Genomic DNA, 26,250 nt, shown 5'->3' with positions numbered 1-26,250 from the left:
ACTGGAACGTAACGGGGTTTGGCAGTGAAGCAAACTGATGATGACACTCAGTGCTTTACTTTCTCCCCTGATGCGCATATAATGACTTACAAAAGGTAAGAAGGAGCGTGATAGCATGGTTAAGGTAATTACAGATGACAACTTTACTACCGAAACTGGTACTGGCGTAACCCTGACCGACTTCTGGGCAACTTGGTGTGGCCCGTGTCGGATGCAGTCTCCAGTGATTGAGAAGTTGGAGCCAGAAATGCCTGAGGTGAAGTTTACCAAGATGGATGTGGACGCTAACCCGGACACCCCGAAGAATTTTGGTATTATGGCCATCCCAACGTTGTTGGTAAAGAAGGATGGCGAAGTGGTTGAGCGGATCACGGGGTACCATACCGGTGACCAGTTGGCCAGCATCTTGAAGAAGTACACTGATCAGTAAGCGTTGGTCGTGTTTGAGGCGTCCCTTTGGTGGGGATGCTTTTTTTGTACAAAAAATGGTCCCACAGGTTAATTACTGTGGGACCATTCCGAGCCGGCGCCCGGCGCTGGTTACGCCAGTGCTGGTGGCGCGGCGTTGCAGTTACCGTATCTTGCAAAACCACGGTAATGGTTTACAATTAAGACTTCCTTGTTGATAAATCGTTGTAGAAGGGTTGCTCTTCACCCGGATCGACACTCAGCGTTAAGATGACGTGATCATGGTGGTTTTCACAGGCCCCCTCGACGGTGTGGCCGAGCGCTTGCTGCACCAGCTGTGCCAGGAAACCAGCCTCGAGCCGAAAATCGGTGGCGTTGCCACGCAAATGCAGGCGTTGGTTTACCACGGGACCACCAAGTGTATATGTACGTACTTTGTTCTTGATTTTTTCAGGGCTGAGCTCCCCAAAACCCATGGCCGCAAAGGTGCTGGCAATTTGGTCCTCAGGTACGTTGAGGTGCGCGGCTAAGCTCCGACCAGCAAAGTATAAGATGCCCTCGGCCCGTTCTCCCAACAATTCCGGTAGCATGAGGTCCCGGAGCAGAATTTCCCCCGCGTGGGGGTGTTGATCCGCGTTTTGTAGTAATTCTAAGTATTGTGCGTCAGCCATGATGGTTCCTCCTCGTTTGACTACACCAGTATACCGAAATATTGCGGTAAAAGCAGTATGCAATGACCGTAATTTTCGTTAAACCCGGGTAGGTGAATAGTTGAACTTATCGTGATGGCGGTGAACAATAGGAGTAACGAACAAAATGGATAGTAAAGGTGGCAAAATAATGGATGCAACGGCACCAATTGGTTTCATTGATTCTGGTGTGGGTGGTTTAACGGTCGTGCGGGAAGCTCTACGGCAGTTGCCCCACGAAAACGTCCTGTTTTTAGGTGATCAAGCGCGTTTACCGTACGGCCCCCGTCCGGCTGCACAAGTGCGGGCATTTACTTGGCAAATGGTCAACTACCTGCGTACGCAACACATCAAGGCGTTGGTGATTGCCTGCAATACGGCCACGGCAGCTGCTTGGCACGATATCCAGTCGCGGCTCGACATCCCCGTCATTGGGGTGATCGTCCCGGGCGCCCGGGCAGCCGTTAAGGTCAGCACGGGTGGCAACATTGGGGTGGTAGCTACTGAAGGCACGGTTGCTAGTGGTGCTTACGATGATGCGATTCACCAGCAAAATCCGGCGTTAACGGTCAGCAGTTTAGCCGCACCTAAGTTTGTCTCCCTGGTCGAAAGCAACGAGTACCGGTCGGCGCTAGCCAAGCAAGTGGTGGCGACCACATTGGCCCCGCTGGCGGCTAAGCATCCCGACACGGTCGTCATGGGGTGCACGCACTACCCATTGTTGCGGCCGTTTATTCAGGCTGCTCTCGGCGATGACGTGACCCTGATCGACCCCGGCCGTGAAACGGTCGTGGAGTTAGGTACCGTGTTGGATTACCTGGGGCTCGCAAATCATGCTGACCACGATGGTAGCCGCCATTTTTACACCACGGCGAGTCCGGCGATGTTCAAAGATATTGCTAGCGACTGGTTAGGTTTGGATCATTTGGACGTGCATCACGTGGACATTGAGCACGAGCCTGACCACTTTGTAGCTGTCGCTGAACTTGGTGCTTCGATCCCGCAGTCAGCAGCAACCGGGCATGAGCAGACGGTGGTCGTGGCTTCGAAAAATCCGGGTAAGGTCCGGGAGTTTGTTGATTTCTTTGGGCCCCGCGGTATTAATGTGCGGAGCTTGGCTGATTTTGACGACTTGCCTACAGTTGACGAAACCGGGACCACCTTCCTGGAAAACGCGCGGCTCAAGGCCCGTGGTTACAGTGAGGCGCTGGGGTTGCCGGTCATCGCTGACGATTCTGGGTTGATGATCGATGCCCTGGACGGGGCCCCGGGAGTCTTGTCGGCGCGGTACGCGGGTGACCACAATGATGCAGCTAATAACGCCAAAATGTTAGCCAACCTCGCCGGTGTACCCACGGCCAAGCGGACGGCTCACTTCCACACGACGTTGGTGTGGGTGGACCCAGCCCGGCCAGATGACGACGTTGAAGTTGACGGCGAAGTTGATGGGCGGATCACGGTGATGCCCGCAGGTGATAACGGCTTTGGATACGACCCGTTCTTTTACATTCCGGAACAGGGTAAAACCATGGCGGAAATGTCGCCCGCAGAAAAGAACCGGTACAGTCATCGTGGTAATGCGCTACGGGCCTTGGCCGCATTGATGGATGCTGATCCGGTCCGCTTTGGCTTACCCAAACAAGCGCAACAACCGACCACACAGCCCACAACGGAGCCACAGGTGAACGAGGACCTGGAGGAGGAGTAACAATGAAAATCTTGGTGGCGAGTGATACTCACGGGGATGATTTGATCCTGCAGGAATTATTGACGGAGTATCCGCACATGGATGGTTATTTTTACTGTGGTGATTCCGAGCTACGCGCTAGCAATCCGCTCTTCCAGCAGTGGCAGGCCGTCCAAGGCAACATGGACTACGACCCCGATTTTCCGTTGACCTTGACTGCTCACGTTGCGGGACACACCATCTTTATGGCACACGGCCATAAGTACGCTGTTGGCTGGCGCCGTGATGAGCTCGTCGCAGCGGGTCAGGCGGTGGGTGCAGACGTTATCCTGTACGGCCACACGCACGTGGCACTGGCTGAGGTGCATCAGGGCATCCTGGTGGTTAACCCTGGTAGCATTAGCCAGCCGCGGGGTGAGTTGGCGTCGTTGGGAGGCATGTATGCAGTGGTGACCGTCGATGATGATGGCCGGCGCGTAGAGTACGGTACCCGGACGCAGGGCATCATCCCCAAGTTAACGCGCACCTTTGCAGTGTGAAAGCCTAATTAAGTACACAAAAATACGGTTCACCCATCATGGGGCGAACCGTATTTGCGTTAGTGGCCTTATTTCATGAACACGCCCTTGTACAGCAAGATGGCACAGATACTGGCCAGCGTTGGCGCCACAACCGGAACCCAGGCATAGGCCCAGTCCGAGCTACCTTTGTGCTTCAACGGTAACAGTGCGTGCACGATGCGTGGTCCGAGGTCACGGGCTGGGTTTAGTGCCGGACCAGTGGGCCCACCGACACTGGCGACCAGCGTGAGGACCAGGAAGCCAAGGGCCAGGTGCGCTGTACCAAGGTTATTCTGAAAGAACGGTGCCTTGGTGATCCCCAGGGCCCCGAAGAAGAGGATGAAGGACCCGACAAATTCGTTGACAAAGCCGTTGAGGCGGCTCTTACTGGCACTGATGGTGCTGAATGTGCCCAGGATATGTTGCGGGTTGGTGGTCATATCGTAGTGCGGCTTGTAGGCAGCCACCACGATGAGTTGGCCCACGATGGCACCCGCAAACTGTACCAGAATGTACGGGAGTACCTCACTCCAGCTAAAGAGGCCGGCCACAGCTAGGCCGATGGTGAAGGCAGGGTTAATGTGGTTGCCAGAAATGGACCCAAAGAGTAAGGCAGGGATCATCACCCCACAACCGTAACCGAATGCAATGACTAGCCAATCCGATCCGTTACCCTTGGTCCCTTTGAGATCCACGTTGGCCACGGACCCGTTCCCCAAAATTACCATGATGGCGGTACCGATAAATTCGGCGATCAGGCGTGTGCCTAAAGCGTATGTCACGAGTAAATCCTCCTTGAAATTACGAGCTTGATTTAGGTGCTACTTATGTAACGATTCACAAACCTTAACAGTGTACCAGATTTGTATCCTAGTGTCATCCAGAGATTGCTGCGCCCGGTAATGATGAAACCACGTGTGGTGAAGGTTATGTGATGTTCGTGCGCCGGGATTGAAGAAAGGTTGAAGCTTCTCGTTGGCCCTGTTGTTTCGGTAATGGACAGGGTACAATAATATTCAAGGGCGGCAATCGACGCCAGCCTGACAAGCATACAATCGCTTACAAAAAACAACCGGGTGGTAGTACGCACCCATTGCAACCATGATAGTTTGGGGGAATATACATGTTAGACAAAACCGTTGAGGATATGCTAATGGTGAACCGCGAACATTACGTGATTCCGGCCTCCATGGTGGCGACGGTACAAGCCGATAATTCGCTGACCCACGCTTTTTTGGTGTTAACGAAGGTTCGGTACGCACGGATTCCCGTGCTGGATGGTGACCAGTTCGTGGGCCTCATCTCCCTACCCATGGTCACCGAAACCATGTTGGGGTTAGACAGCCTCAAAATTGAACAGCTTGACGACATGTGCGTGCGCGACGTGATGGATACGGACGTGACGACGGTCGACAACCCATACGCGCTCGAGGAAGTCATGCACTTGCTGGTCAATGATCCGTTCTTGCCGGTGGTCGCAAGTACCGGTGAATTCACCGGCATCGTGACCCGGCGTGAATGGATGAAGAGTCTTAACTACATTTGTCATGATTTAGGCAAGGACTATGAGGTGACCCCGAAGACGACGGTTCACGCTGGTCACCATCAATAAACGGCAAACAAATTCCCCAATGACCCGTGGCACCGGCATGACCGGTGTGGCTCAGGTGATTGGGGGAATTTTTGTTACCCACTGAATTTAGTGCGGTGCTTTGTTGGTGCTTGGTGCGGTGCGTACGGCAATCCCGGCTGCCTGTAACGCGTCAACGTAGGCCGTTAGGAAGCGTGCCCGCACCGCGGCCTGAGTGCCGGGCTTAGCCGTGAGGCGCACCTGGTAAACCAGGTTACCCCATTGGGAGGGTACGAGGCCAACCAGCTCAGGTTCTTTGATGAGGTCCTGTTCTTCAGGTACCAGCTTAGCGTTGACTGCTTTAACGACCGTTTCAATACTACTGGAGTCGCTCGCCCCCCCGACTGGCAGGTCCACCAGCGAAATCATGGCGTTACGCGACAAATTCTGGACAATTGTGATGTTGCGGTTAGGAATGTAGTTCAGTGTCCCGTCAGAGCTGACGACCTGCGTGGTGCGAAGACCGACGGCGCGAACGGTCCCACTAATGTCGCCGAGTTTTACGCTGTCGCCCACGTCCAGTTGGCCTTCAAGGATGATAAAAAAGCCGTTGACGATGTCACTGATAAAGCCCTGGGCACCTAAGCCGACCGCAATGCCGACAATCCCAGCACCAGCAAGGAGTGTACCGACGGGGATGCCGAGGATGCTGAGCAGGGTGTATAGATAAAAGAAGATGATTACGTACCCATAGATGTTCAGAATCAGCATTTTAACGGTCGCAAAACGGCTACCGGCTAACTGACTATTTTCGTAGTGGCTAAAAATGCGCCGAATCAAGTACTTACCACCACGGTTTAGTAGAAAGAAGAGTACGCTGGCAATGGCGATGAGTATGGCGCGGCTAATGACGGTGGCCTGAATGTTAGCCCAGTCAATACGGTTGAACCAATGGTCGGCTTTGGTAACGGTGGTGGTAACCGACTGACTGGTGGCTTTAGCGCTAATGGTTGGCACGATCAATTCCCCCTCGTGAAACGTTCACTTAATTTTAGCAAAAAAGGTCGACGGGGTCGCGCCTAACTACAGCTTTGCTGACCATTTCCACTTAATTTTAATTGATAAAACCGGCACAAAAAATTGAATGCGTGTTCATTTGATGATATTCTGTATTTAATTGGTGGTCGTGCTATTATTAGCGTCACCTATTAATGATGACAGCGAAAGGGAGTTGAGCCATGACTGGTGGAACAATTGCACTCATCATTGCGGCAGTCGCATTTTTGATTATTGCCCTCGGCATTTTCATTGTGTGCGTTAACTTGGGGAGTGTCAGCAAGGATTTGAAGAACACGGTCGCCGAAACAAACAAGACGTTGGCAACCATTAACGGGGAGCTTGGTACCGTCACCAATGAGGTGGAGGAACTGCTCGTGAAGACCAATGATTTGTTAGCCGACGTTAACAGTAAGGTCAAGACCATCGATCCGGTGTTCACCGCAACGGGCGATCTCGGTGAGAGTGTTTCGGACCTGAACCATGCTGCCCGTGATTTGACTGGTAGTATCAATAAGACCGCAAAGGCGACGGGCGGATTGGCGGCCTTCCGGGTCGGCCGAACCGCTTGGAGCGTGTTACGAAAAACAATGTCTAAGAACCGGAATAGCAACGAGGAATAGGGGGTCCCATTAATGTCTAAAAAGAACCACTTTTTGCTAGGTTTTATTTTAGGTGGCGCTAGTGCGCTGGCTGCAACTTACCTCTTAACACCACAAGCAACCGATGAATTGAAGAAAAAACTGAAGTCGGGTACGAATGAGCTATCCGACCGGGCAGCTGACTATTTTGACTTTGCCAAGGACGCCACGGAAGACTTTCGGACGAGTGCCGAAGAGTTCGTGACGGGTCTCAAGACCAAAATTACGCCGAATGAAGACGGTGATATTTCCGCCTTTACCAACGCAACGGCGGCCATTCGGACCAAGTTAACTGGTAACAGCGCTGATGATGATGCCGACTTTGATGATATCGTCGTGGACGGTAAGAGCGCCTTTGGCCAGGCTAAGGATGCCGGGGTTGAGGCGGCTGATGATGTAGCGCCAGAAGCGACCGCTGGTGATGCGGAGGGCGCCGACGTGGCTGCTGACACGCAGGTAGCGACTGACGGAACCGCTACGATTGGTAGCGATGCTGCTGGTAGTGATGCCCCGACTGCGGACACACCAACTGCTGACGCGGACACACCGACGGACAACCAGTAGGCAGGCGCAAAGGGTAGACGAACACTTTATTGGTCGTTGACCAAATAAGAAAGCTGTTACCATGATCCGGTTCGGGTTGGTAACAGCTTTCTTATACGTTAAGCGGACCAACCATATGCAAACGAAATGGGGAGTAAAGTAGTGACGGACAAGACGATTTTTTTTGATTTCGATGGTACCATTGCCGATTCCGAGCGTGGCATCGTGGATAGCATCAAGTACATGGTGCGGCAACGGCGACTCAAGCCGTTGACTGACGCGCAGTACCGGACCTGGATTGGGCCCAGCTTAACCTACAGCATCAATCAGTTTTACCCCGAGTTGGATGCGGCCGGAGTGGACCGGGCCATTGAAAGTTACCGGGTCTATTACGAAGCACGGGGCATCTTTGAGGCTGACTTGTATCGTGGCATCACGGATAGCTTGCAGGCATTACGGGCAGACGGGTTCCACACGGCCGTGGCGTCCTCGAAGCCAGAAGCAATGGTCGTACGGTTAGTGGACCACTTTGACTTGGGTCCACTATTCGACGGGGTCTACGGTGCGTCCATGGATGAGCACACCCGCGTGAAGAAGGCCGACGTGCTCGCTTACGCCATGCGCAACCAGCACGCCCTGCAGGACCACTCCGTGATGATTGGTGACCGCTTTACTGACATCAAAGGTGGTCAGGCCAACGGGGTGAAAACGCTGGGCGTGACTTATGGTTTTGGCGACCGGCAGGAACTAGTAGATGCTGGGGCGAACAAAGTCGTCGACCACCCGACGCAACTTGTGGCGGGTTCAAGCGCCTTAGCCGGGTAAAGTAGATCAAAATAGACGTAGCGACCGTACGTCCTGCAATGGACAACGGTTGCTACGTCTATTTTTGTGGTTAACCACTAAGGTTCGATGACCTGCAGCGTCTTTTGTGTGTGGGTAAATGGTTCGTTACCGTTCTCCGTGATGTGGATGCAGTCCTCGATGCGGACGCCCGCAAAGCCGGGTACGTAAATGCCGGGTTCAATGGAGAAGCACATACCGGGCCGTAACTCCATATCGTTACCTTCCATGATGGACGGGAATTCGTGGGTGCTGGTGCCGATACCGTGACCGAGGCGGTGGTTGAAGTATTCACCGTAACCGGCTTTGGTGATAATGTCTCGGGCAATCTTGTCCAGACTAGCTGCGGTCACCCCTGGCTTGGCGGCATCCATGGCGGCGAGGTTGGCCTCCAGGCACACTGCATGAATTTCGCGCTCGCGCTCACCCACCTGACCAAAGGCGACGGTCCGGGTCGCGTCACTGTCATAATCCTGGTGAACGGTCCCCAGGTCAAACAGGACCATCTGGCCTGGCTGCACCTGGTTCAGCTCAGGGCCGCCGTGGGGATTGGCCGCGTTCGGGCCGGCCTGCACGATGGTGTCGAAACTCATGGACATTACACCTTGCTTCATCATGGCGTAGTTGATCTCCGCCACGACGGCTTGCTCAGTTACGCCGGTGTGGAGGGCAGCGAACCCGGCAGCAAAGGCGGCGTCAGCTTCTTGACCGGCTGCTTCGAGCAACGCGATTTCGTCTGGCGACTTGATGAGTTTCTTTTGTTCAATGAACCGTGATGCATCAGCCGGGAACGTAGCGTCAGGAAACTGCGCGCGAATGGCATCATAGCGGTAGACGGGCAGGTCATCCTTTTCGATGGCCCACTGAGCCGGGTGTCCCACACGGCTGCGGATGGCGTCGCCAATCAAGCCAAAGGGATCCTCGTGGTCGAGGTACCCCTGGACATCGTATGTCCACCCGCTGCGCTTGACCTCCTGGATGGAGAGGGCTGGGGTGAACAGGAACGGATCGTGGTCGGGAAAGACGAACAGGGCAGTCACCCGTTCCTCAGGATCCTGGAAGAAGCCACTGAAGTAGCTAATGTTGGTGGGATTACTGATGTAAGCAATGTCCAGTTGCTGGTCTTGAAGCCACTGGGTGAGTTGCTGTAAGTGTTCATTCATGAATGTGTTCCTCCTTTGGTTAGCGTCGTTGGACGTCTGCTCATAGTATAGCATATGAGAAAAACAAAACGTTAGTGTTACGCGAATGGAAACGGTTAAATGAAAACGCCCGTGTGTCAAACGATTAGAAGCGCCTTTGCCAAATACTATTGAAAATGTCATGAAAAAAGCGGTGTAAATAGCGGTAAAACGCTTGCATTCCGGCCGGTTATCTGCTATCTTATACAAGACAAATCAATCAGCATTCGATGATAAAGATAGTAATTTGAAGGGACGATTTGAAACAATGGAGAAACAAGCAATTACAATTTATGACGTTGCCAGTGAAGCAAAGGTGTCGATGGCCACCGTATCCCGGGTGGTTAACGGTAACCCGAACGTGAAGGCTGCAACTCGTCGCCGGGTATTGGACGTAATCGACCGTCTTGACTACCGGCCAAATGCGGTCGCCCGGGGATTAGCTTCCAAAAAGACGACCACGGTCGGGGTAATCATTCCTGACGTCACAAACATGTTCTATTCCAGCTTAGCGCGGGGCATTGACGACGTGGCCTCGATGTACAAGTACAACATCATTTTGGCCAACTCGGATGAGAACAACCAGAAAGAAGTCCAAGTGGTCAACACGTTACTGGCCAAGCAGGTGGATGGCTTGATCTACATGGGTCGTTCGATCAGCGACGAACTGCGGTCCGAATTTTCACGGAGCAAGACGCCGGTGGTGCTGGCGGGTTCCGTTGATCCGGATGAACAGTTAGCGAGTGTCAATATCGACTACGTGGCCGCCGTTAAGGGTGCCACCAAGCAGCTGTTGGACGCTGGCAATAAGAAGGTCGCCTTGGTTACTGGACCGCTGACCGAGCCGCTGTCCGGGAAGTACCGTCTGCGTGGTTACAAGCAGGCTTTGGATGAAGCTGGCATCGCGTATGATGAGAGTCTAGTCTTTGAAACTGAGTATAGTTACCAGGCTGGGTTAGCCGTCTTCAAGCAGATTCAAAAGACGGGTGCTACGGCCGCCCTGGTCAGTGACGACGAAATGGCCGTTGGGGTGCTGAACGCCGCTTTGGATGCCGGTGTGCAGGTACCAGACGACTTCCAGATTATTAGTAGCAACAACACGAAGTTGACGCAGATGACGCGGCCACAACTGACGTCGTTGGATCAGCCCCTGTACGATATCGGGGCCGTGGCAATGCGCCTGCTGACGAAGTTGATGAACAAAGAGGGCATCGACGAAATTACCGTGCGCCTCGGCTTTGACATCACCCAGCGGAACACGACCAAGTAGTAATATTTGAACATGATACCTTGATAAGGCTCCTCCCTGTGGGGGAGCCTTTTTTGGTCGCCCGTAGCGTCGAACATTAGGGCTACGCAAAACAAAACCACACCGTCAATCCCGGCTATGCCTAGAGTGACGGTGTGGTGTGTGATCGTACTGTTACTGTTGCGTTGACACTGACGAACTAACTGCAGAGGACGAACTAGCCGGCGTTGTCGGCGCGGAGTAACTTGATGCCGAACTACTGGAGCTGGCCGCGGCACTACTACTGTACAGAATGCTTGAACTGCTGGACCTGACGGCGCTGACACTGCTACTACTGCTGCTTGCCGCGCTGCTGGCAGTCGCGGCCTTCTTGGCGGCGTCCTGTTCGGCCTTGGTGGTCGTCTCCGCGTTGGCGCTAGCGTCAGCGGACTTCACGGACGTGACCTTCCCGTACCCGTTGTTGGCACCATCCATGTAGTTCCAGAACAGGCGGTAGTTGTTGAAGGTACCACCGATGGCAAACTCAGGCTTGAAGGCACTCGGCGTCCAACCATTGTACAGGCTGGTGACGGTGTCGCCACTGGTTTTCACCGTTTTACCGTTAAACGTACCGGACCCATTTGGCAACCCAGTCAGCGCATTGACCTTGACTGCCTTCACGTTGCTTGGTCGTGCCAACGTTTGGTGGAGCTTAAATTTGCCGGGAATCAGCTGGTAAATGGCGTTCATTGACGCGGACCAGTAGGTCTCATTCAACCGGCTTTGGTTGGCACCCAGGGAGAATGAATGACCGTAGTTGTTGTCGTAACCCATCCAACTAGCCATGGTCAGGCCGGGGGTACTGCCGATAAACCAGATGTCCTTATCATCGTTACTGGTACCGGTTTTGGCAATCATGTTGTCGGTATTAAAGTTGGCCAGGTAATTGACGGTGGTCCCAGTCCCCCGCGTCACGACTCCGTGCAGCATCTTTTGCATGATGTAGGCGGTACTCTTGCTGAATACCTTAGTGGAGCCACCCTTGTGCTTATAAATGGCTTTACCAGAAGGGTCGGTGATGCTACTGATCATGTAGGCGGTCGCGTGCCGGCCGTTATTGGCAAAGGTGGAGAAGGCGCTGGCTTCCTGTTTGACGCTGACACCGTAGTCAGAACCACCAAGAGCAAAGCCGAGCTTGGAGTAATCCTCCTTGGTGAAGGTGGTGATGCCCATCTTCTTGATGTAACTAGCCACGTTAACTTTCTGCTTGAGAACATTGTACAGGTTAACGGCGGGAATGTTGTATGAGTTAGCGAGGGCGTAACTAGCCGGCATGAAACGGTTAGCAATGGTGCCGCCAAAGTCACTAACGGAGTAGTTAGTGAAGCTGGTCTTGAAGTCAGCAATTGCTGATTCCGAGCCAATCAACTGATTTTCGATGGCGGGTCCGTACACAGCCATGGGCTTGATGGTTGAACCGGACGAACGCGTCGAGTAGATGTGGTTGATGCCTTTTTTGACCCCACCCACGAAGCCGAGGATGGCTCCGGTGTGGTTATCCAGCAGGACGGTCCCGTTCTGGACCGGTTCAGTAGCCGTTTCGGTCTTCCCGGTATTCGGGTCGGTGTAGGTATAGGTGTGGGTGGTGCCCCAGTTATCCCGGTATTCCCGCATAATGCTTTGCATCTTTTCGTACACTGGCTTAATCAGTGTCGTGTGGACGTGGTAGCCCTTGGTGGTGAGCAGGGTAGTCGCCTTATCCGTATACTCTTTTTTCAGGGAGGAGTCCGAGTTCAACTTCTTTGCACTGATACCATCGTTATGAGCTAACTGTTTGGTAAGGGTGTTTTCGGCTTCTAGCATCACGGAGTTATAGGCAAAGCCACTGGTGGATTCATCGGTCGCGTTGGTGCCCGTCCGCCGGAACGACGCGACGAGGTTAAAGCGCTTGGCCTGCTGGTACTGCTTCTTGGTGATGTACCCGGCACGGTACATACGGAACAGCACTTCCCGTTCGCGTTCCACGCCGTACTTCTGGTTATCCTTCAGGGAACCATCGGCGTTGTATGGCGTGTAAATAAAGGGACTTTGCGGCAAGCCCGCAATGAAGGCGGACTGTGCGATGTTGAGGTGCTTGGCCGAGACGCCAAAGATACCTTCGGCGGCCGATTCCACACCAGCAATGTTTTCGCCATCACTATTGCGTCCGAGGGTGGCAACGTTGAGGTAGGCGTTAAGAATTTGCGATTTGGTCATGTACTTGTCCACGCGCATGGCGAGCACAATCTCTTTGGCCTTACGTTTAAACGTGGTTTCACTGGACAGTAACTGCAGCTTTACTAGTTGTTGGGTTAGCGTAGAACCACCAGTCTGACTGCCGACGCCGGTGACTGAGGAAATGATCGCGCGTAGGAGTGACTTGGGTGTTACCCCATTGTTCTTGTAGAAGTCGGCGTCTTCAGTGGCCACAATGGCTTTACGCACCCATGGTGACATGTTTTTGTTGCTGACGGACTCGCGGACCAGGTCGCTCTTGACGGTGGCCATTTTGACGTTGTGCGCGTAGTACAGCGTGGCGGAGTCTTCGGTGTTCGTAACCTGCCGCGTCATGGCGCTCACGGTTGGTACGGGGGTCTTGTCGAGAATGGAGGCAAAGTAGCCTAGTCCGACCCCCAAAGCCAGAAAGCCAGCGCAGACCAGGCCTGCGAACAGGGCGATGACCAGGTGGCGAATCGTCTGCAAAACGGTATCAGCGTAAAGCGTCCATGTGGTACGCGAAAACGGCGGCAGCGGGTTGGCTACCGGTTGCTTGACCGTCTGTGGCGCTGGCTGCGTTGCTGTTTTGGTGCCGGACGTCCGTTGATGACGTCCTTGATGGTGGAGGCCGCGGTGAATGCGACGACCAATGCGGGTCCAACTGTGGCCCAGTTTATTGAAAAAATTACGCACGTTGAAGTCTCCCAGTACAATATGTAGGGTAGCCACCAAAGGGTGGTTACCATGCCAATTAAAGTGCTCAATTAAAACTGTTTGTACCTAAGTGTACCATGGGCAACGGCCACCGTCGTCGTGGCGGTTTTTACAATTGCGTTACCGTTGTTAGCAAAGCCACTAAGGATCCCGTCCAGTTGCCGCTGGCCGTCGTCGATATGCACCGGCCAACCGAGGCCCAATGCTAGCTGCCGGTAAGCGGGCATAATGGTGGCGGGCTCGGCCAATAACTGGTGGAGCTGTTTGAGAAAGGCGGTGATCAGGGCGGGTCGTGGGTCGGTGTGCGGCAACGTTGCCCACAACGCACCCACCGGCTGGTTGGCCACAATTGGCTGTGTGCGGGGCAGAGCCAGGTTAAGGCCCCAGCCGAGGACAGCGACGCGTTGTCCGCTTGGATCTTGGCGGATCCAAGCCAGAATGCCACTAATTTTGTTGTGACCCACGAACAGATCGTTGACCCACTTCAAGCGCGGGGTGGTTCCGCTCACGCTGGTACAGGCCCGGCTGGCGGCCACACCCGCAGCGGGCATTAACAGGGTCAGTTGGGAATTCGTCACTGGTAGCACGACGGTGAAGTACAGGCCGGTCCGCGCTGGTGAATCGAACTGGTGCCCCCGTTGTCCGACCCCGGCACTTTGGGCGTCCGCCAGCAGGGCAAAGGGGGCTCGACGTCCACTGGTTAGTTGACGTTCCGCCCACGCATTGGTGGAATCAATGGTCGGTACGTGCTCGCAGGGAATGTTCACACCCTGGGCGGCCAGCGCCGCCGTCAGGTCATCCGCGCGTGCCATTACTGGGCGAGGCGCACAATGGCGTCTGCGTAAATCGCCACGGCCCGCATGATGTCGTCGATGGTGATGTACTCATCCGGCATGTGCATGACTTCCGGTGCCCCGGGCATCTGTGCGCCGAAGGCAACGCCCCGTTTTAACATCCGACCGTAAGTACCACCGCCAACGATACCTTCTTGGCCCGGTAGGCCGGTATGGTCGGTGTAAACCGCCAGCAGCGTTTGAACGAGTGGATCGCTAGCCGGTACGTAGTGGGGTTCCTCAACGCGGCCGTGAATATCCACGTCAACCAGGTCTGAACCAATAGTACTTTCCATGGTATCCCGAATGGCTTCGGCGTCAGTTCCGTGTGGATAACGGATGTTAACTAGAATTGTTTGGGGACCGTCCTGTTCAAAGTGGAAGATGTCGGGACTGGCCGTCAATGGCCCCATCTTTTGGTCGGTTAGGGCGATATTGAGCCGGGCACCGTTAGTTTCCGCGTGCAAGAAGTCGGTGATCACGCCGAGGTACTGCGCACCGGCGGGATCCAGCTGTAACCCTTGCGTCTGGATGAAGGCGGCCAAGTAGGTACCGGCGTTGATCCCACCGGCAGGGATGGACGAATGTGCGCCCCGCCCGGTCAAAGTGATGGTGACACCGTTGTTGACGGGGGTAAAGGCGGTGTGCGTATCATTTTGCTGGTCGAACGCTGTAGCTTGTGATTGCAGGTTATCCGGAATCGTACCTGTCAGTGTAGCCGTCGCGGTGACGGGTACCATGTTGTCGCGGATCCCAGCCGTAAAGCCTTGCAGAGTTGTGGTTGCTGGCCGTGCCGCCACGTGGTGGAGGCTGATCTGGAAGTCCGCAATGCCCTTTTCGCCATTAATAATAGGAAATTCGGCGTCCGGCGAGAAACCTAATGTAGGATTTTCCTGGGTAGCCATGTAACGGGTCATACCGTACCACTCAGATTCTTCGTCGGTACCATAAATCAGGTGGACGCGTTTGTGTAGGGGCAGATTGAGGTCACGAATAACTTTCAAAGCGTAGTAAGCGGCGATGCCAGGGCCTTTATCGTCGGCGGTGCCCCGACCGTAAATACGGTTACCTTCAATGGTGGTTTGGAACGGGGTACGGGTCCAACCAGGGCCAGCCGGAACGACGTCCAGGTGGGCGAGCAGTCCTAAGATCTCGTCACCCGCACCCAGTTCAACGCGTCCGGCAACGTGTTCCACGTCAGCGGTGGTGAACTGATCACGTTGAGCAATTTTCAGCATAGTAGCCAGCGCTCGCGCGGGGCCAGGACCGAGTGGTGCCTCCGGGGTGGCGTGTTCAACGTCGCGTTCAGAATCAATTGCAACGAGTGTGGACAGATCCGCGATGATGTCATCACGATACTTAGCGGCCGCAGCCGCGTAATCAATGGCCATGGTGAATTCCTCCTTCGGGTGGTGCAGTAGCGGTACAAAATCAATATTTGGTTTAAGAATACCACATGCGGGCCATTATACGCGCTTGACCGTGGTAGTTTTACCCGTGAGTCCACGGTGCGCGAGGGCGGTTATTGTCTCCAGTCGCTAGGTGTGTCCAAGGCAGAGCTACGATCCTCACGCACCGACGTCGATTGATCCGATTGATCCCTGGCTTGCAAACATAGCCAATACAATGTATACCGGCACGAGATACTGGCAGTTCATTTTGCCCCGGCGTTTTGACCCCGTAGCAGGCCCAAGTGGTATTTGGTATGATGTGTAGTGTGCAACGGCACAGTTTTTCTACATACAAAACGTAAAATGGCAAATTATTTCCGGGATGGACCCGGTGAATGGAGAGAAAAATGACTTTAGCAATCATTGGTAGTATTAATTTGGACCAGATTTTTGCTGTGCAACAGATTCCCCACCCCGGCGAAACCCTCATCGCGGACAGCCTGACCGAAGCACCCGGTGGTAAGGGTGCTAACCAGGCAGTGGCTGCGGCCTTGAACGGCGTGGACGTTGATTTTATCGGCCGCGTGGGTGACGACGGCAGCGGCATATCCCTGCGCCAGTCGTTAGTGGCCAAAGGCGTTCAGGCCACGCACCTGATCACCGACACGCACGAGCCGACGGGACGCGCCGTGATCATGGTAGAGCCATCCGGTGAGAACCGGATCGTGGTGGCTAGTGGTGCCAATGCCGCCGTGACGATGGCGGACGTGCAACCGGTTCTGGAACAACTGGGCCCGGATGACTTTCTCATGGCCACCTTTGAATCCCCCATTCAGACCATTACCGACGCGTTTACTGCTGCTAAACAACATGGCGTCAAGACCGTGTTGAATCCCGCACCAGCTCGTCACGGGGTGCCGATTGGGCTATTGGCAGCCACGGATATTATCATCCCCAACGAGGGTGAAGCCACCGCGCTGACCGGCATCGACATGGTGGACGCAGCCGCGACGGCTGAAGCAGCGGCCACCCTGCGGCAACAGGGCGCCGGTGAGGTCATTATTACCCTGGCGGAACGTGGTAGTTATTACTCTGGCCCGAGTGGCGATTTTTCCGTTCCAGCCTATACCGTACAGGCGGTGGATACCACCGGCGCTGGGGACACGTTTATCGGCGCGTTTTTGAGTCAGTATGGTCAGGGCGATGTTGCGGCGGCCATCGATTATGCGACCGCCGCGTCGGCGATTGCCGTCGCGCATGCCGGTGGTCAGCCGTCCATCCCCAGTGCGGATGCAGTGACGGCATTTCTCAAGGAGGCACACTAATTTTGGCGCAGTACCAAACGTTTGACTTGATTCAGGAAATTATGCGTAACGACGGTAGCCGTTACTTTGAACTCGGCAATATTTACATGAATGGTGTGGCGGAACGGTGCGCCCTGGATGGGTACATTAAAGAAGTACGGATCATGCAACTGAACATTCCGCACAGTACCGCGGTGCGCAAGTATGAACAGTACATTAACGACCACTATGAATTTCCGAGTCTAAAACCCGACCACTGGGAAGAATGGGATAAACCCGCTGGCCCCATCGCTGACGCTTATCATGAAATTTTGCGGGCTAACCACATTCAGTAGTCATATAGTGGTGCGTTTTTACATGCAGGACAAAATGGCCCTCGTTCGACCAGTCTAACCAGTATAAATAATGTTAATTGGTGAAAGAAGGCTAATGATGAAGAATCACTGGTGGTGGTGGCTCGTAGCCGCCGCCTTGGTATTAATGGTGGGTGTGGGGTTACGGCACGATGCCAGCCTTTACTCAGTTCCCGTTGCGCAGGTTACGGCGGTGCACAACCATAAAGCACAAAAGGAAGTTGATTCATACAACAACACTGACTACCAAACCGAGCAGACGGTGACTGGCCGGTTGCTGAACACTGGTCGGCGTGGCCAAACCGTGCGTTTTAGCAATACTTATACGCGCTCCGGTGCCTTAGACAGTCCGCTGAAAGTGGGCAACCAGGTGTTTTTGACTCATTCTGGGCACAGTTACCAATTTCGGGATAATAAGCGTGACGTCGTTTTAGGTGTGCTGTTAGCCATCACGCTATTGTTGATTTGCCTGCTGGCAGCGAAGCATGCGGTGGTGATCATCGTCTCGATTGCGGCCAACACGGCGCTCTTTTTTGGGGCCATTCATTTGGATCTGCACCTTGGCGGTAATTATGGTGGGGCCATCTTTACTAGTTTGGTCGTCATCTTTACCATCGTGACCGTCCTGTTCGTCATTGGCTGGCGACCCGTGGGCTTGGTCATCGGGGCGGCGACCCTCTTGTCGACGATTGGTGCCGTCGCGCTTGGCTACGGCATTATGACGGCCACCAATTATGGCGGCATTCATTTACAACAGGTGCGGTACGTGACCCAGTCACCGGCGTTACTGTTTTACGTGGAGATCATCGTGGGTTCCCTGGGGGCCGTACTCGACGAAACGAGCGATATTTCGGTCGCCATTTTCCAGTTGAACGGTGGTGCGCGGCAACGGTTCAAAGCCGGGATGGATATTGGGCGCGCAGTCATGGGTCCACTGATTGCCGTGTTGTTCATGATTTTTATTGCCGACACCTTTGGCGAATCCATTCTGTGGCTACGCAATGGCAATAGTATTGCGCAGACAGTTGACTGGGTCATGGGGCTCGGCTTTGCTCAGTCCCTGATCAGCGCTTTTGGTATCGTACTGGCCGTACCCATTACTAGTGGTTTGGCGGCCTTGTTTGCCCGTAACCGGCGGGGGGTGGCGGTTGATGAATAATAGTATGCTGTTACTAGTGTTGGCCTTGCTCGTTCTCCTAGTGGCGGTCGGTGGTAAACGCGGTTTAAGCATCTTTATGAGCCTGATCTTAAATAGTCTGGTGCTGATGATCAGCGTGATCTTGATGGCTGGCGGTTTTTCACCCGTGTGGGTAGCCGCTGTCGCCGGGTTGCTAATTTTAGCGGCCACGATTTTCTTGACCAACAGCGACATCAACGTGGCGGGCCCGGCGTTCGTCTCAGCCATTATTGTTATGTTGGGCCTGCTGGTATTAGTCCTAGTGGTAGTGATTCACAGTCACGCCGCTGGCTTCGGGGCCGAGGACAGCGAGGACCTCGAGGGCATGGAGCTCCTAATTGGCGTGCGCTTCCAGCAAATCATGATTGCGGCCTCGTTGCTCAGTACTTTGGGGGCAATTGCGGAGGCGGCGATTGCTGTAGCTGCGGGCATCAACGAACTGGACGTGGAGCGTGATCATGCGGGTATTGTGCGCATGGGCCGGGAGATTATCGGCACGGCTATTAACACGTTGTTTTTCGGCTTTTTTGGCGGCTTTGCAGGATTGTTCATCTGGTTCAGCCAACTTAAGTACCCGTTATGGGAGGTTTTCAACAACAAGATTTTTGTAGCGGAATTACTGACTGTGCTTTTCTCGGTGGTAGCCGTTGTGCTGACGGTGCCCGTCACCACCTGGGTGGTAGGCCGCCGTGCACGTGCGGGTCGGGCGCAGAAGGGTTAGAATGGTGCTTATGTAGGAGGCGTGTTTATGATTTTCTTTATTGCGGATACACACTTCTTTCACCGCGACCTACTGGGTAATAACCAATTTGCCCCCCGGCTGTTTCCGTCGACTGACGCGATGAACCAAGCGATGATCGACGCGTGGAATGCCCGGGTGGACGATAATGACATCGTGTACCATTTGGGTGATATCGCCATGAACCCGGAAAACGTGCCGACTAACGCATCGGTTTTGGCCATTCTGGAGCAGCTACATGGTCGCATGGTGCTAATTAAGGGCAACCACGACTACCGGGCGTTGTTTAAGTACCTGCACCAACACGATCCACAATGGCACGGTCAGGATAAATTCACGTTTCATGATGTGGGTACCATTATCAAAGCCGACCATCGGCAGCTATTTTTGACCCACTATCCGATGATGATGGGCATTGTGCACCAGGTTCTGAATCTGCACGGTCACATTCATAACAGCTCTGTGTACCAAGCGGAGAACATCAATGTGGGGGTGGATTCGCCTGAACGTTCGCTGTTACCGCACCCATTACCGTGGGGCAGCCCGTTGACCGTTCCGGAAATTGAGGCCATTTATCAGGCTAAGTGGGCGGCTAACGCTAAGAATCGTATGTAAAACTAGGTACTTAATAGGAGAGAGGCAGGTGGAGTTGATTGGCTCAAGCAGAAGAAAAACCAGCTAGTAAGGCGGCCGCGGAGACACCGACCGTGCCGCCGCGTGTCATTCAAGTGGCGCCCGACATGCTGACCATCGATGGTCGACGCTACCAAATTGTGTATGACTACAAGGACGCGGTTGACCGGGAGACTATCAACACGCGATATGATGATATCCTGGCTAAGTATGATTATATCGTCGGTGATTGGGGCTACGACCAGCTACGGTTACGGGGCTTCTATAACGACGACAATAATCAGGCTGCGTCTGACCAGATAATTAGTCACCTGGAGGATTATCTTTACGAGTATTGCAACTTTGGCTGTGCGTACTTCGTGTTGCAACGGCTGGATGCTCCAGCGGCCAAACCCAAGCGCAAGCGGTCCCACCGGGGTGGACGTGGTCGGCGGCGTCACAGTGAGGACCGGCAAAACCAAGGCGATGGTAAGCAAACCCGGCAGTCCAACCAGCACGCTGGTAAGGGTCAAGAAGAAGGTCACCGGCGGCGTCGGCGCAACAATGATGCGCATAAGCATACGCAAGCCGGCAATAATGGTGACGGACACGCTGAACATCGTCGCAGTGAGCGGCGGCACCATGAATCTTCCGGACAGCATCCGTATACTGAGCGCCGGGCGGAACCAAAGCAGCCGCAACGGGGACACCACCAAGTGGCAACCACGAAGCAGGGTCAATCAGGGCGGCGCTTTACAATTCGGCGCTTGGATGACAAACAAAGTAAATAATGGAGTAGATTATTAATCGTGAGTAAATACAAAGGCTATTTAATTGATTTGGACGGTACCATTTATCGGGGTAACGAGCGTATCCCAGCCGCTAAACGTTTCATCGAGCGGCTGCAGGTAGCGCGTATTCCGTTCCTGTTTTTGACGAACAACACGACGCGGACACCAGAGACGGTCTGCGCGTTTTTGGCGTCCAAGCATGATATCCACGTCACGCCAGATCAAGTGTATACGCCATCACTAGCGACGGCCAGTTACTTGTTGAAGGTCAACCATGGGGATGTTAGCAACAAGTCAATTTACATCATCGGTGAAATTGGCCTCAAGAAAGCCATTTTGAGCACGGGCATCAAGATGAATGAACTCGATCCTGATTACGTGGTCGTCGGGTTGGACTACGACGTGACGTACCACAAGTTCGAGTTGGCCACGCTGGCCATTCAGCGCGGGGCGATGTTCATCGGGACCAACGAGGATACCAACCTGCCTAACGAGCGGGGGCAGGTGCCTGGTGCTGGTTCGGTGATTGCGCTGGTGGAACGCTCAACGCAACAACAGGCATTCTACATTGGAAAGCCCCGTCAGCCAATTATGGACGCCGCGCTGGCAAAAATGGGTTTGGACGCTGCGGATGTGGCGATGGTTGGTGATAATTACAACACGGATATCAAAGCGGGAATCAACGCCGGAACGGGCACCCTGCTCGTGTACACCGGCATTTCCACCAAGGAGCAAGTAGCCCGGCAAGAAATCCAGCCAACCGACCAGGTAGATAGCCTGGATGACTGGGAGGTTTAATGCTTAGCCGCGGGCGCCGCTGGGGGCGGCTGTTGCTACTGTGGTTAGCGCTAATTAGTACCATCATCGTGGTGGTGACCCTGTGCTCCATCCCGCTCTTCGTGGGGTGGATTCGTTGGGACCACCTGGACCGTGTGGCGGGCGTTAGTCCGGCGCGGTTGTTACATAATTACCTCAATATGTGGTCCTACCTGTACATGCCCTGGGTGCACCGGTTATGGTTGCCTGATTTTCGGGTGAGCGTTAACGGTGCCACCCACTTTGCCGACGTGCAGCATTTGTTTGTCTTGAACCTAATAGTGATGGTCGTGTCGTTACCACTTTCATGGCGGTGGCTGCAACAGTTGCGGCGAAATCAGCAAGGGTACGTGTTACGCACCAGCGCTTGGGGCGGGCTCGCCGTGATTATGGCCTTACTGGTGGCAATGGGCATCAACTTTAACGGTTTTTTCGTCATTTTTCACGAAGTGCTGTTCCGTAACCAGGATTGGGAGTTTGACCCGGCGTTGGATCCAATCATCAACGTGTTGCCGGAAGGATTCTTTGCCGCCTGCTTTGTGTTGGGGTTTGGATTACTGATCGTGGCGCTAGTAGTCATCTTGCGATGGGGACGCCGTGATGCCCGGCGTCACCAATAAATTGGGGTAGTGATGTAACGCATTAGCCGGAGGTGCGCCTTTCTATGGTAAAATTACCGTAGACACACGAAACGGAGGTTACGTCATGGCTGAGTACGTCACGGTTGCCGACCTGGTGAAGGCCGGTCATTTGGATGTAGTGAGTGGTCAGGAGTACCTGGACGAGCGGCGCATTACCGTCAGTGATATTTCTCGCCCTGGTTTGGAGCTGACCGGGTACTTCAATTATTATCCGCACGAACGGTTACAGCTGTTTGGGCGGACGGAAACGTCGTATACCAAAAACATGGACAAGGACAGTCAGATCAAGGTGTTGGAGCAGATGTGTGCCCCTGACACCCCGGCGTTTGTGGTTTCGCGGGGGTTATCCGCGCCCGCAGAAATGATTAAAGCTGCCACTAAGGCGCACATTCCGGTGCTGAGTTCGCAGCTACCAACGACCCGGTTGGTTTCATTGATTACCGACTACCTTGATGGTGAGTTAGCTGAACGTGATAGCATCCACGGAGTCCTGGTGGAAATCTTCGGGATGGGGATTTTGATCACCGGTGAGTCTGGCATTGGTAAGTCTGAAACCGCGTTGGAATTGGTGCAGCGTGGTCACCGGCTGATTGCCGACGACCGTGTGGACGTGCACCAGCAAGATGAAACCACCGTCATTGGTGAAGCACCGAAAATTTTGGACCACATGCTGGAAATTCGTGGGGTCGGGATCATCGACGTGATGGACCTCTTTGGCGCTGGCGCGGTGCGGTCGGCTACTAGCATTTCGCTGATCGTGCACCTGGAGAACTGGTCAGACGATAAGACGTTTGATCGGCTAGGTACCGGAGAGGATACGCAGGAAATCATGAACGTACCGGTACCACGAATTACCGTGCCGGTCCGTGTTGGGCGTAACTTGGCCATCATTATTGAAGTCGCAGCGATGAACTTCCGTGCCAAGCGGATGGGTTTTGACGCGACGGAGAAATTCAAGGCCAACTTGGCGCAACTCATCTCGCATAACGAAGCGGAAGATGAGGCGCACTAACAGGCCCAGTCATTAAAGGAGTTTGTCGATGTTTGCAGCTTTAAATCCCATTGCGTTGCAGTTGGGCGCATTGGAAGTGCACTGGTATGGCATCATCATCGCCTGTGGGGTGTTACTAGCTATATACTTAGCGATTCGGGAAGCCAAAAAGCGTGACGTAAGCGAGGACCATATTCTCAACCTAGTATTATGGTCGCTACCGTTTGCACTTATTGGCGCACGGACCTATTACGTGGCGTTTGAGTGGCAGTACTACAGTCAACATCCAGACCAGATCATTGCAATATGGCACGGTGGCATTGCCATTTATGGTGCCCTGATTGCGTCCGCACTGGTGTTTATCATTTACTGTCGGCTTCATGACCTGTCTATCTGGTTGGTGCTCGACATTGCGGCACCCACCGTGATGATTGCCCAAGCTATCGGGCGGTGGGGCAACTTCATGAACCAAGAGGCCTTTGGTGGGGTCACCAGCCGGGCGTTTCTGGCCGGTCTCCATATCCCCAACTGGATCATCCAGCAGATGTACATCGGCGGGGCCTACCGGCAACCGACCTTCCTGTATGAGTCGTGTTGGAACGTCATCGGCTTTGTGATTATTATGTTGATTCGCCACCGGCACCACCTGTTCAAGCAGGGGGAAGTATTCTTCACCTACGTCATGTGGTACAGCTTTGGCCGGTTCTTTGTTGAAGGCATGCGCACGGATAGCTTGTACCTCGTGGGTAACCTACGCGTGTCCCAGTTGTTGTCGGTCATCCTGTTTGTTGGGGCCCTGGCCGTGTGGATCTATCGTCGTTATCGGAGCGCTGCACCCTGGTACTTAGAGGGTAATCTCAACGCTGCGATCAATAATAAGGAGTGAAAATCAGATTATGTCTACAAAAGTTGCTGTTTTAGGTGCTGGTTCCTGGGGGACCGTTGTTGCGAACATGTTGGTGGAAAACGGTCATGATGTGACCAGTTGGGCGTACCTGGAAAAGGATGCTCGTGAAATTAATGACCAACACACCAACGAGCACTATATGCCCGGTTTCCGGCTGAACCCTAACCTGAAAGCGACATCTGATTTGGCTACGGCGGTGGATGGTGCGGAATTAGTGCTGTTCGTTGTGCCGACGAACGTCGTCCGGGGCACTGCTGAACAGTTACTGCCAATTCTGCAAAGGACCGGCAACAAGCCGATTTTGGGTTCACTCGCTAAGGGTTTGGAAAAGGGTAGCTACATGCGCATTTCGCAGGTGATCGACGACGTGATTCCTGCCGCTAACCGACAGGCCGTGGTGGTTGTTTCTGGCCCCAGTCATGCTGAAGATGTGGCTACCAAGGACTTAACGGCGTTGACCGCTGCCTCTAAGGACCTGGCGGCCGCACAGCGGGTCCAGGCCATCTTTGCTAACCACTACTTCCGTTTGTACACCAATACCGACGTCATTGGTGTTGAGATGGGGGCTGCGTTGAAGAACGTGATTGCCATTGGTGCGGGTGCGGCGGTTGGCCTCGGTTACGGCGCCAACACTAAGGCGGCCCTGATTACGCGTGGTTTGGCTGAAATTAGCCGCTTAGGTGTCAAGATGGGTGCTGACCCACAGACCTTTATGGGTTTGTCCGGGGTGGGTGACCTGATTGTTACCGCCACGAGTGAACACTCACGTAACTGGCGTGCTGGTAACCAGCTTGGGCATGGTGAACGGCTCCAGGATGTACTCGACAACATGGGGCAGGTGGTTGAAGGGGTTTCGACTGCCAAAGTGGCCCACGAATTGGCCGTGAAGGAACACGTTGATATGCCGATCACGAACGCCATTTACTCGGTATTGTATGAAGAGCAGCCCATTAATACCGTTATTAAGGAACTCATGGCCCGCGATGCTAAACCGGAGTTTGATAACTAATTTCAAAGAGTGATCACGCTTTGCACACACTGGTGGTCCAGCACAAGTTGTTGGACCGCCTGTTTGTGTATTGGGGGGTGCCCAATTCTGCTGGTTAGGGGACAATGCCTTTACTTTTTGGTAGAATGCGTGTATATTGACTGTAACGACTTACAAAACGTAAGTGAAACGACAAAGGGATAAGGGATGAAACGCATGGCAAAAAAATATGATGTGATTATTATTGGTGCCGGCCCCGGTGGGATGACTGCAGCTTTGTACGCCGCACGGGCTAACCTGTCTGTGCTCATGTTGGATCGGGGAATTTACGGTGGCCAGATGAACAACACGGCTGCAATTGAAAATTACCCGGGCTTTACGTCCATTCTCGGTCCTGATTTAGGCGAAAAGATGTACGCCAGTGCCACTAATTCTGGTGCGGAGTACGGTTACGGTAACGTGTCGAGCGTCGAGGATCATGGCGCCACCAAGACCGTGCACACGGATGATGGTGATTACATTGCCAAGGCCGTCATCATCGCAACGGGTGCCGAACACAAGCACGTGGGTGTGCCTGGCGAGGAAGAATACGCCGGCAAAGGTGTTTCCTACTGTGCCGTGTGTGATGGAGCCTTCTTTAAGGATGAAGACGTCGTTGTGGTCGGTGGTGGTGACTCGGCCATTGAGGAAGGTTTGTACCTGACCCAAATGGCAAAGAGCGTCACGGTTATTCACCGGCGTGACCAGCTGCGTGCGCAGGCAATTCTGCAGAAGCGGGCGTTTGCTAACGACAAGATGAAGTTTGTGTGGAACGCCAACTTTGAAGAAATTCAGGGCGACGGCAACGCCATCACCAGCGTGCGTTACAGCGACAAGGTGACTGGCGAAGAGCACGAACTGAACGCTAAGGGTGTCTTCATTTATGTCGGCATTAAGCCGATGACGGACGCCTTCACGAACCTGGGTATCCTTAATGACCAAGGTTGGGTCATTACTGACGATCAGATGAAGACTACCGTACCCGGAATTTTTGCAATTGGTGATGTGCGTGCTAAGAACCTGCGGCAAATCGCTACGGCTGTTGGTGAAGGCGGGCTCGCTGGTCAGGGTGCTTTTAACTACATCCAGGACTTGGCGGACAAGGACCTGGCAGCGGTGGCCAAGTAAGTTTAATTTGATTGAGGTTGGGTCAGTCCTCGCGGGGCTGGCCTTTTTTGTGCCCTGCCATGTACCGCTAGTAATCAAACGCGATAAGCTGTTTGACCGTCAAAAAAGTCCAACGTATTACCCGTGTCTTTCAATTTAATTAAAAAGCGGCTGTTCGTTGGCGA

Annotated in this window: 26 protein-coding genes and 1 pseudogene; 20 read left to right on the top strand and 7 right to left on the bottom strand. The window is 53.9% G+C overall.

What is annotated here, in order from left to right; genetic code table 11:
* Positions 1–115: 115 nt before the first annotated feature.
* The gene (gene trxA / locus FD19_RS03635; RefSeq protein WP_054750868.1) at positions 116–430 is read left to right on the top strand and encodes a thioredoxin; all 315 of its coding nucleotides are present in this window, start codon (positions 116–118) and stop codon (positions 428–430) included.
* Positions 431–608: 178 nt separating this feature from the next.
* Here trxA and FD19_RS03630 read toward each other — a convergent pair whose 3' ends face one another.
* On the bottom strand, positions 609–1,079 hold the full coding sequence (locus tag FD19_RS03630) for a DUF2507 domain-containing protein (RefSeq protein WP_054750869.1): 471 nt from the start codon (positions 1,077–1,079) through the stop codon (positions 609–611).
* Positions 1,080–1,224: 145 nt separating this feature from the next.
* On the opposite strand from FD19_RS03630, the pseudogene racE reads away from it, so the two are divergent.
* A pseudogene (gene racE / locus FD19_RS03625) lies at positions 1,225–2,709 on the top strand (glutamate racemase); the annotation flags it as partial.
* A 98-nt stretch (positions 2,710–2,807) separates the two neighbouring features.
* Complete coding sequence (locus tag FD19_RS03620) at positions 2,808–3,323, top strand: YfcE family phosphodiesterase (RefSeq protein WP_056969139.1); 516 nt, start codon at positions 2,808–2,810, stop codon at positions 3,321–3,323.
* Between the two features lie 68 nt (positions 3,324–3,391).
* Here FD19_RS03620 and FD19_RS03615 read toward each other — a convergent pair whose 3' ends face one another.
* Positions 3,392–4,126 carry an MIP/aquaporin family protein gene (locus tag FD19_RS03615; protein WP_054750871.1) on the bottom strand — a complete coding sequence of 245 codons (735 nt, stop codon included), beginning with the start codon at positions 4,124–4,126 and terminating at the stop codon, positions 3,392–3,394.
* Positions 4,127–4,467: 341 nt separating this feature from the next.
* On the opposite strand from FD19_RS03615, the gene cbpB reads away from it, so the two are divergent.
* On the top strand, positions 4,468–4,956 hold the full coding sequence (gene cbpB / locus FD19_RS03610) for a cyclic-di-AMP-binding protein CbpB (RefSeq protein ID WP_056969138.1): 489 nt from the start codon (positions 4,468–4,470) through the stop codon (positions 4,954–4,956).
* Positions 4,957–5,043: 87 nt separating this feature from the next.
* Here cbpB and FD19_RS03605 read toward each other — a convergent pair whose 3' ends face one another.
* Positions 5,044–5,931, bottom strand: coding sequence for a mechanosensitive ion channel family protein (locus FD19_RS03605; protein ID WP_056969137.1), 888 nt, complete (start codon positions 5,929–5,931; stop codon positions 5,044–5,046).
* A gap of 221 nt (positions 5,932–6,152) precedes the next feature.
* Here FD19_RS03605 and FD19_RS03600 point away from each other — a divergent pair, with 221 nt between their 5' ends.
* The 3 genes from FD19_RS03600 (at position 6,153) to FD19_RS03590 (ending at position 7,979) form a co-directional block, all read left to right on the top strand.
* On the top strand, positions 6,153–6,593 hold the full coding sequence (locus FD19_RS03600; RefSeq protein ID WP_054750874.1) for a DUF948 domain-containing protein: 441 nt from the start codon (positions 6,153–6,155) through the stop codon (positions 6,591–6,593).
* 12 nt (positions 6,594–6,605) lie between these two features.
* Positions 6,606–7,175: a YtxH domain-containing protein gene (locus tag FD19_RS03595; protein WP_082619485.1), complete on the top strand. Its 570-nt coding sequence runs from the start codon at positions 6,606–6,608 to the stop codon at positions 7,173–7,175.
* Positions 7,176–7,316: 141 nt separating this feature from the next.
* Positions 7,317–7,979, top strand: a complete 663-nt coding sequence (locus FD19_RS03590; RefSeq protein WP_225353564.1) for an HAD hydrolase-like protein — start codon at positions 7,317–7,319, stop codon at positions 7,977–7,979.
* 77 nt (positions 7,980–8,056) lie between these two features.
* Here the strand turns inward: FD19_RS03590 and FD19_RS03585 are convergent, their stop codons facing one another.
* On the bottom strand, positions 8,057–9,160 hold the full coding sequence (locus FD19_RS03585; RefSeq protein WP_054750876.1) for a M24 family metallopeptidase: 1,104 nt from the start codon (positions 9,158–9,160) through the stop codon (positions 8,057–8,059).
* 286 nt (positions 9,161–9,446) lie between these two features.
* Here FD19_RS03585 and ccpA point away from each other — a divergent pair, with 286 nt between their 5' ends.
* Positions 9,447–10,448: a catabolite control protein A gene (gene ccpA / locus FD19_RS03580; RefSeq protein WP_056969136.1), complete on the top strand. Its 1,002-nt coding sequence runs from the start codon at positions 9,447–9,449 to the stop codon at positions 10,446–10,448.
* A 153-nt stretch (positions 10,449–10,601) separates the two neighbouring features.
* Here ccpA and FD19_RS03575 read toward each other — a convergent pair whose 3' ends face one another.
* The 3 genes from FD19_RS03575 to pepV all read right to left on the bottom strand — a co-directional run bounded on the left by FD19_RS03575 (position 10,602) and on the right by pepV (position 15,600).
* On the bottom strand, positions 10,602–13,355 hold the full coding sequence (locus FD19_RS03575) for a transglycosylase domain-containing protein (RefSeq protein WP_056969135.1): 2,754 nt from the start codon (positions 13,353–13,355) through the stop codon (positions 10,602–10,604).
* A gap of 71 nt (positions 13,356–13,426) precedes the next feature.
* Entirely contained in the window at positions 13,427–14,188 is a 762-nt protein-coding gene (locus tag FD19_RS03570; protein ID WP_056969134.1) for a biotin--[acetyl-CoA-carboxylase] ligase, read from the bottom strand.
* Entirely contained in the window at positions 14,188–15,600 is a 1,413-nt protein-coding gene (gene pepV, locus FD19_RS03565) for a dipeptidase PepV (RefSeq protein WP_054750882.1), read from the bottom strand. The genes FD19_RS03570 and pepV overlap by 1 nt, the downstream gene beginning before the upstream one ends.
* 407 nt (positions 15,601–16,007) lie before the next feature.
* Between pepV and rbsK the strand changes: the two genes are divergently transcribed.
* From rbsK to trxB, 12 genes are all read left to right on the top strand, one after another.
* Entirely contained in the window at positions 16,008–16,925 is a 918-nt protein-coding gene (gene rbsK / locus FD19_RS03560) for a ribokinase (RefSeq protein WP_054750883.1), read from the top strand.
* A gap of 41 nt (positions 16,926–16,966) precedes the next feature.
* Positions 16,967–17,239, top strand: a complete 273-nt coding sequence (locus FD19_RS03555; protein ID WP_054750909.1) for a hypothetical protein — start codon at positions 16,967–16,969, stop codon at positions 17,237–17,239.
* A gap of 97 nt (positions 17,240–17,336) precedes the next feature.
* On the top strand, positions 17,337–18,416 hold the full coding sequence (locus FD19_RS03550; protein ID WP_056969133.1) for a YibE/F family protein: 1,080 nt from the start codon (positions 17,337–17,339) through the stop codon (positions 18,414–18,416).
* A complete protein-coding gene (locus tag FD19_RS03545) occupies positions 18,409–19,155 on the top strand; it encodes a YibE/F family protein (RefSeq protein ID WP_056969132.1) in 747 nt (248 codons plus the stop codon). Before FD19_RS03550 ends, FD19_RS03545 begins: the two co-directional genes overlap by 8 nt.
* 27 nt (positions 19,156–19,182) lie before the next feature.
* Complete coding sequence (locus FD19_RS03540) at positions 19,183–19,788, top strand: metallophosphoesterase (protein ID WP_054750884.1); 606 nt, start codon at positions 19,183–19,185, stop codon at positions 19,786–19,788.
* Between the two features lie 38 nt (positions 19,789–19,826).
* Positions 19,827–20,576, top strand: coding sequence for a YutD family protein (locus FD19_RS10015; protein WP_054750885.1), 750 nt, complete (start codon positions 19,827–19,829; stop codon positions 20,574–20,576).
* A 15-nt stretch (positions 20,577–20,591) separates the two neighbouring features.
* Positions 20,592–21,374: a TIGR01457 family HAD-type hydrolase gene (locus tag FD19_RS03530; RefSeq protein WP_054750886.1), complete on the top strand. Its 783-nt coding sequence runs from the start codon at positions 20,592–20,594 to the stop codon at positions 21,372–21,374.
* Positions 21,374–22,012, top strand: coding sequence for a TIGR01906 family membrane protein (locus FD19_RS03525; RefSeq protein WP_056969131.1), 639 nt, complete (start codon positions 21,374–21,376; stop codon positions 22,010–22,012). Before FD19_RS03530 ends, FD19_RS03525 begins: the two co-directional genes overlap by 1 nt.
* A gap of 85 nt (positions 22,013–22,097) precedes the next feature.
* The gene (gene hprK, locus FD19_RS03520) at positions 22,098–23,045 is read left to right on the top strand and encodes an HPr(Ser) kinase/phosphatase (protein ID WP_054750888.1); all 948 of its coding nucleotides are present in this window, start codon (positions 22,098–22,100) and stop codon (positions 23,043–23,045) included.
* A gap of 28 nt (positions 23,046–23,073) precedes the next feature.
* On the top strand, positions 23,074–23,910 hold the full coding sequence (gene lgt, locus FD19_RS03515) for a prolipoprotein diacylglyceryl transferase (RefSeq protein ID WP_054750889.1): 837 nt from the start codon (positions 23,074–23,076) through the stop codon (positions 23,908–23,910).
* Positions 23,911–23,920: 10 nt separating this feature from the next.
* Positions 23,921–24,940: an NAD(P)H-dependent glycerol-3-phosphate dehydrogenase gene (locus FD19_RS03510; RefSeq protein WP_056969130.1), complete on the top strand. Its 1,020-nt coding sequence runs from the start codon at positions 23,921–23,923 to the stop codon at positions 24,938–24,940.
* A gap of 195 nt (positions 24,941–25,135) precedes the next feature.
* The gene (gene trxB, locus FD19_RS03505; RefSeq protein WP_054750890.1) at positions 25,136–26,086 is read left to right on the top strand and encodes a thioredoxin-disulfide reductase; all 951 of its coding nucleotides are present in this window, start codon (positions 25,136–25,138) and stop codon (positions 26,084–26,086) included.
* Positions 26,087–26,250: the final 164 nt, after the last annotated feature.

This window comes from Lacticaseibacillus thailandensis DSM 22698 = JCM 13996, assembly GCF_001436135.1.
Lineage (GTDB): Bacteria > Bacillota > Bacilli > Lactobacillales > Lactobacillaceae > Lacticaseibacillus > Lacticaseibacillus thailandensis.
Note: the sequence above shows the minus strand (reverse complement) of the source record. Positions and strands in the feature narration are given on the sequence as shown.

What these genes read in the sequence shown, in the direction of transcription:
- hprK (WP_054750888.1), top strand. Translation starts at nt 22,098, where the DNA reads ATGGCTGAGTACGTCACGGTTGCCGACCTGGTGAAGGCCGGTCATTTG.
- ccpA (WP_056969136.1), top strand. Translation starts at nt 9,447, where the DNA reads ATGGAGAAACAAGCAATTACAATTTATGACGTTGCCAGTGAAGCAAAG.
- FD19_RS03600 (WP_054750874.1), top strand. Translation starts at nt 6,153, where the DNA reads ATGACTGGTGGAACAATTGCACTCATCATTGCGGCAGTCGCATTTTTG.
- FD19_RS03595 (WP_082619485.1), top strand. Translation starts at nt 6,606, where the DNA reads ATGTCTAAAAAGAACCACTTTTTGCTAGGTTTTATTTTAGGTGGCGCT.
- FD19_RS03585 (WP_054750876.1), bottom strand. Translation starts at nt 9,160, where the DNA reads ATGAATGAACACTTACAGCAACTCACCCAGTGGCTTCAAGACCAGCAA.
- FD19_RS03510 (WP_056969130.1), top strand. Translation starts at nt 23,921, where the DNA reads ATGTCTACAAAAGTTGCTGTTTTAGGTGCTGGTTCCTGGGGGACCGTT.
- pepV (WP_054750882.1), bottom strand. Translation starts at nt 15,600, where the DNA reads ATGGCCATTGATTACGCGGCTGCGGCCGCTAAGTATCGTGATGACATC.
- FD19_RS03525 (WP_056969131.1), top strand. Translation starts at nt 21,374, where the DNA reads ATGCTTAGCCGCGGGCGCCGCTGGGGGCGGCTGTTGCTACTGTGGTTA.
- FD19_RS03630 (WP_054750869.1), bottom strand. Translation starts at nt 1,079, where the DNA reads ATGGCTGACGCACAATACTTAGAATTACTACAAAACGCGGATCAACAC.
- trxA (WP_054750868.1), top strand. Translation starts at nt 116, where the DNA reads ATGGTTAAGGTAATTACAGATGACAACTTTACTACCGAAACTGGTACT.
- FD19_RS03555 (WP_054750909.1), top strand. Translation starts at nt 16,967, where the DNA reads ATGCGTAACGACGGTAGCCGTTACTTTGAACTCGGCAATATTTACATG.
- trxB (WP_054750890.1), top strand. Translation starts at nt 25,136, where the DNA reads ATGGCAAAAAAATATGATGTGATTATTATTGGTGCCGGCCCCGGTGGG.
- FD19_RS03545 (WP_056969132.1), top strand. Translation starts at nt 18,409, where the DNA reads ATGAATAATAGTATGCTGTTACTAGTGTTGGCCTTGCTCGTTCTCCTA.
- FD19_RS03620 (WP_056969139.1), top strand. Translation starts at nt 2,808, where the DNA reads ATGAAAATCTTGGTGGCGAGTGATACTCACGGGGATGATTTGATCCTG.
- rbsK (WP_054750883.1), top strand. Translation starts at nt 16,008, where the DNA reads ATGACTTTAGCAATCATTGGTAGTATTAATTTGGACCAGATTTTTGCT.
- FD19_RS03550 (WP_056969133.1), top strand. Translation starts at nt 17,337, where the DNA reads ATGAAGAATCACTGGTGGTGGTGGCTCGTAGCCGCCGCCTTGGTATTA.
- cbpB (WP_056969138.1), top strand. Translation starts at nt 4,468, where the DNA reads ATGTTAGACAAAACCGTTGAGGATATGCTAATGGTGAACCGCGAACAT.
- lgt (WP_054750889.1), top strand. Translation starts at nt 23,074, where the DNA reads ATGTTTGCAGCTTTAAATCCCATTGCGTTGCAGTTGGGCGCATTGGAA.
- FD19_RS03540 (WP_054750884.1), top strand. Translation starts at nt 19,183, where the DNA reads ATGATTTTCTTTATTGCGGATACACACTTCTTTCACCGCGACCTACTG.
- FD19_RS03570 (WP_056969134.1), bottom strand. Translation starts at nt 14,188, where the DNA reads ATGGCACGCGCGGATGACCTGACGGCGGCGCTGGCCGCCCAGGGTGTG.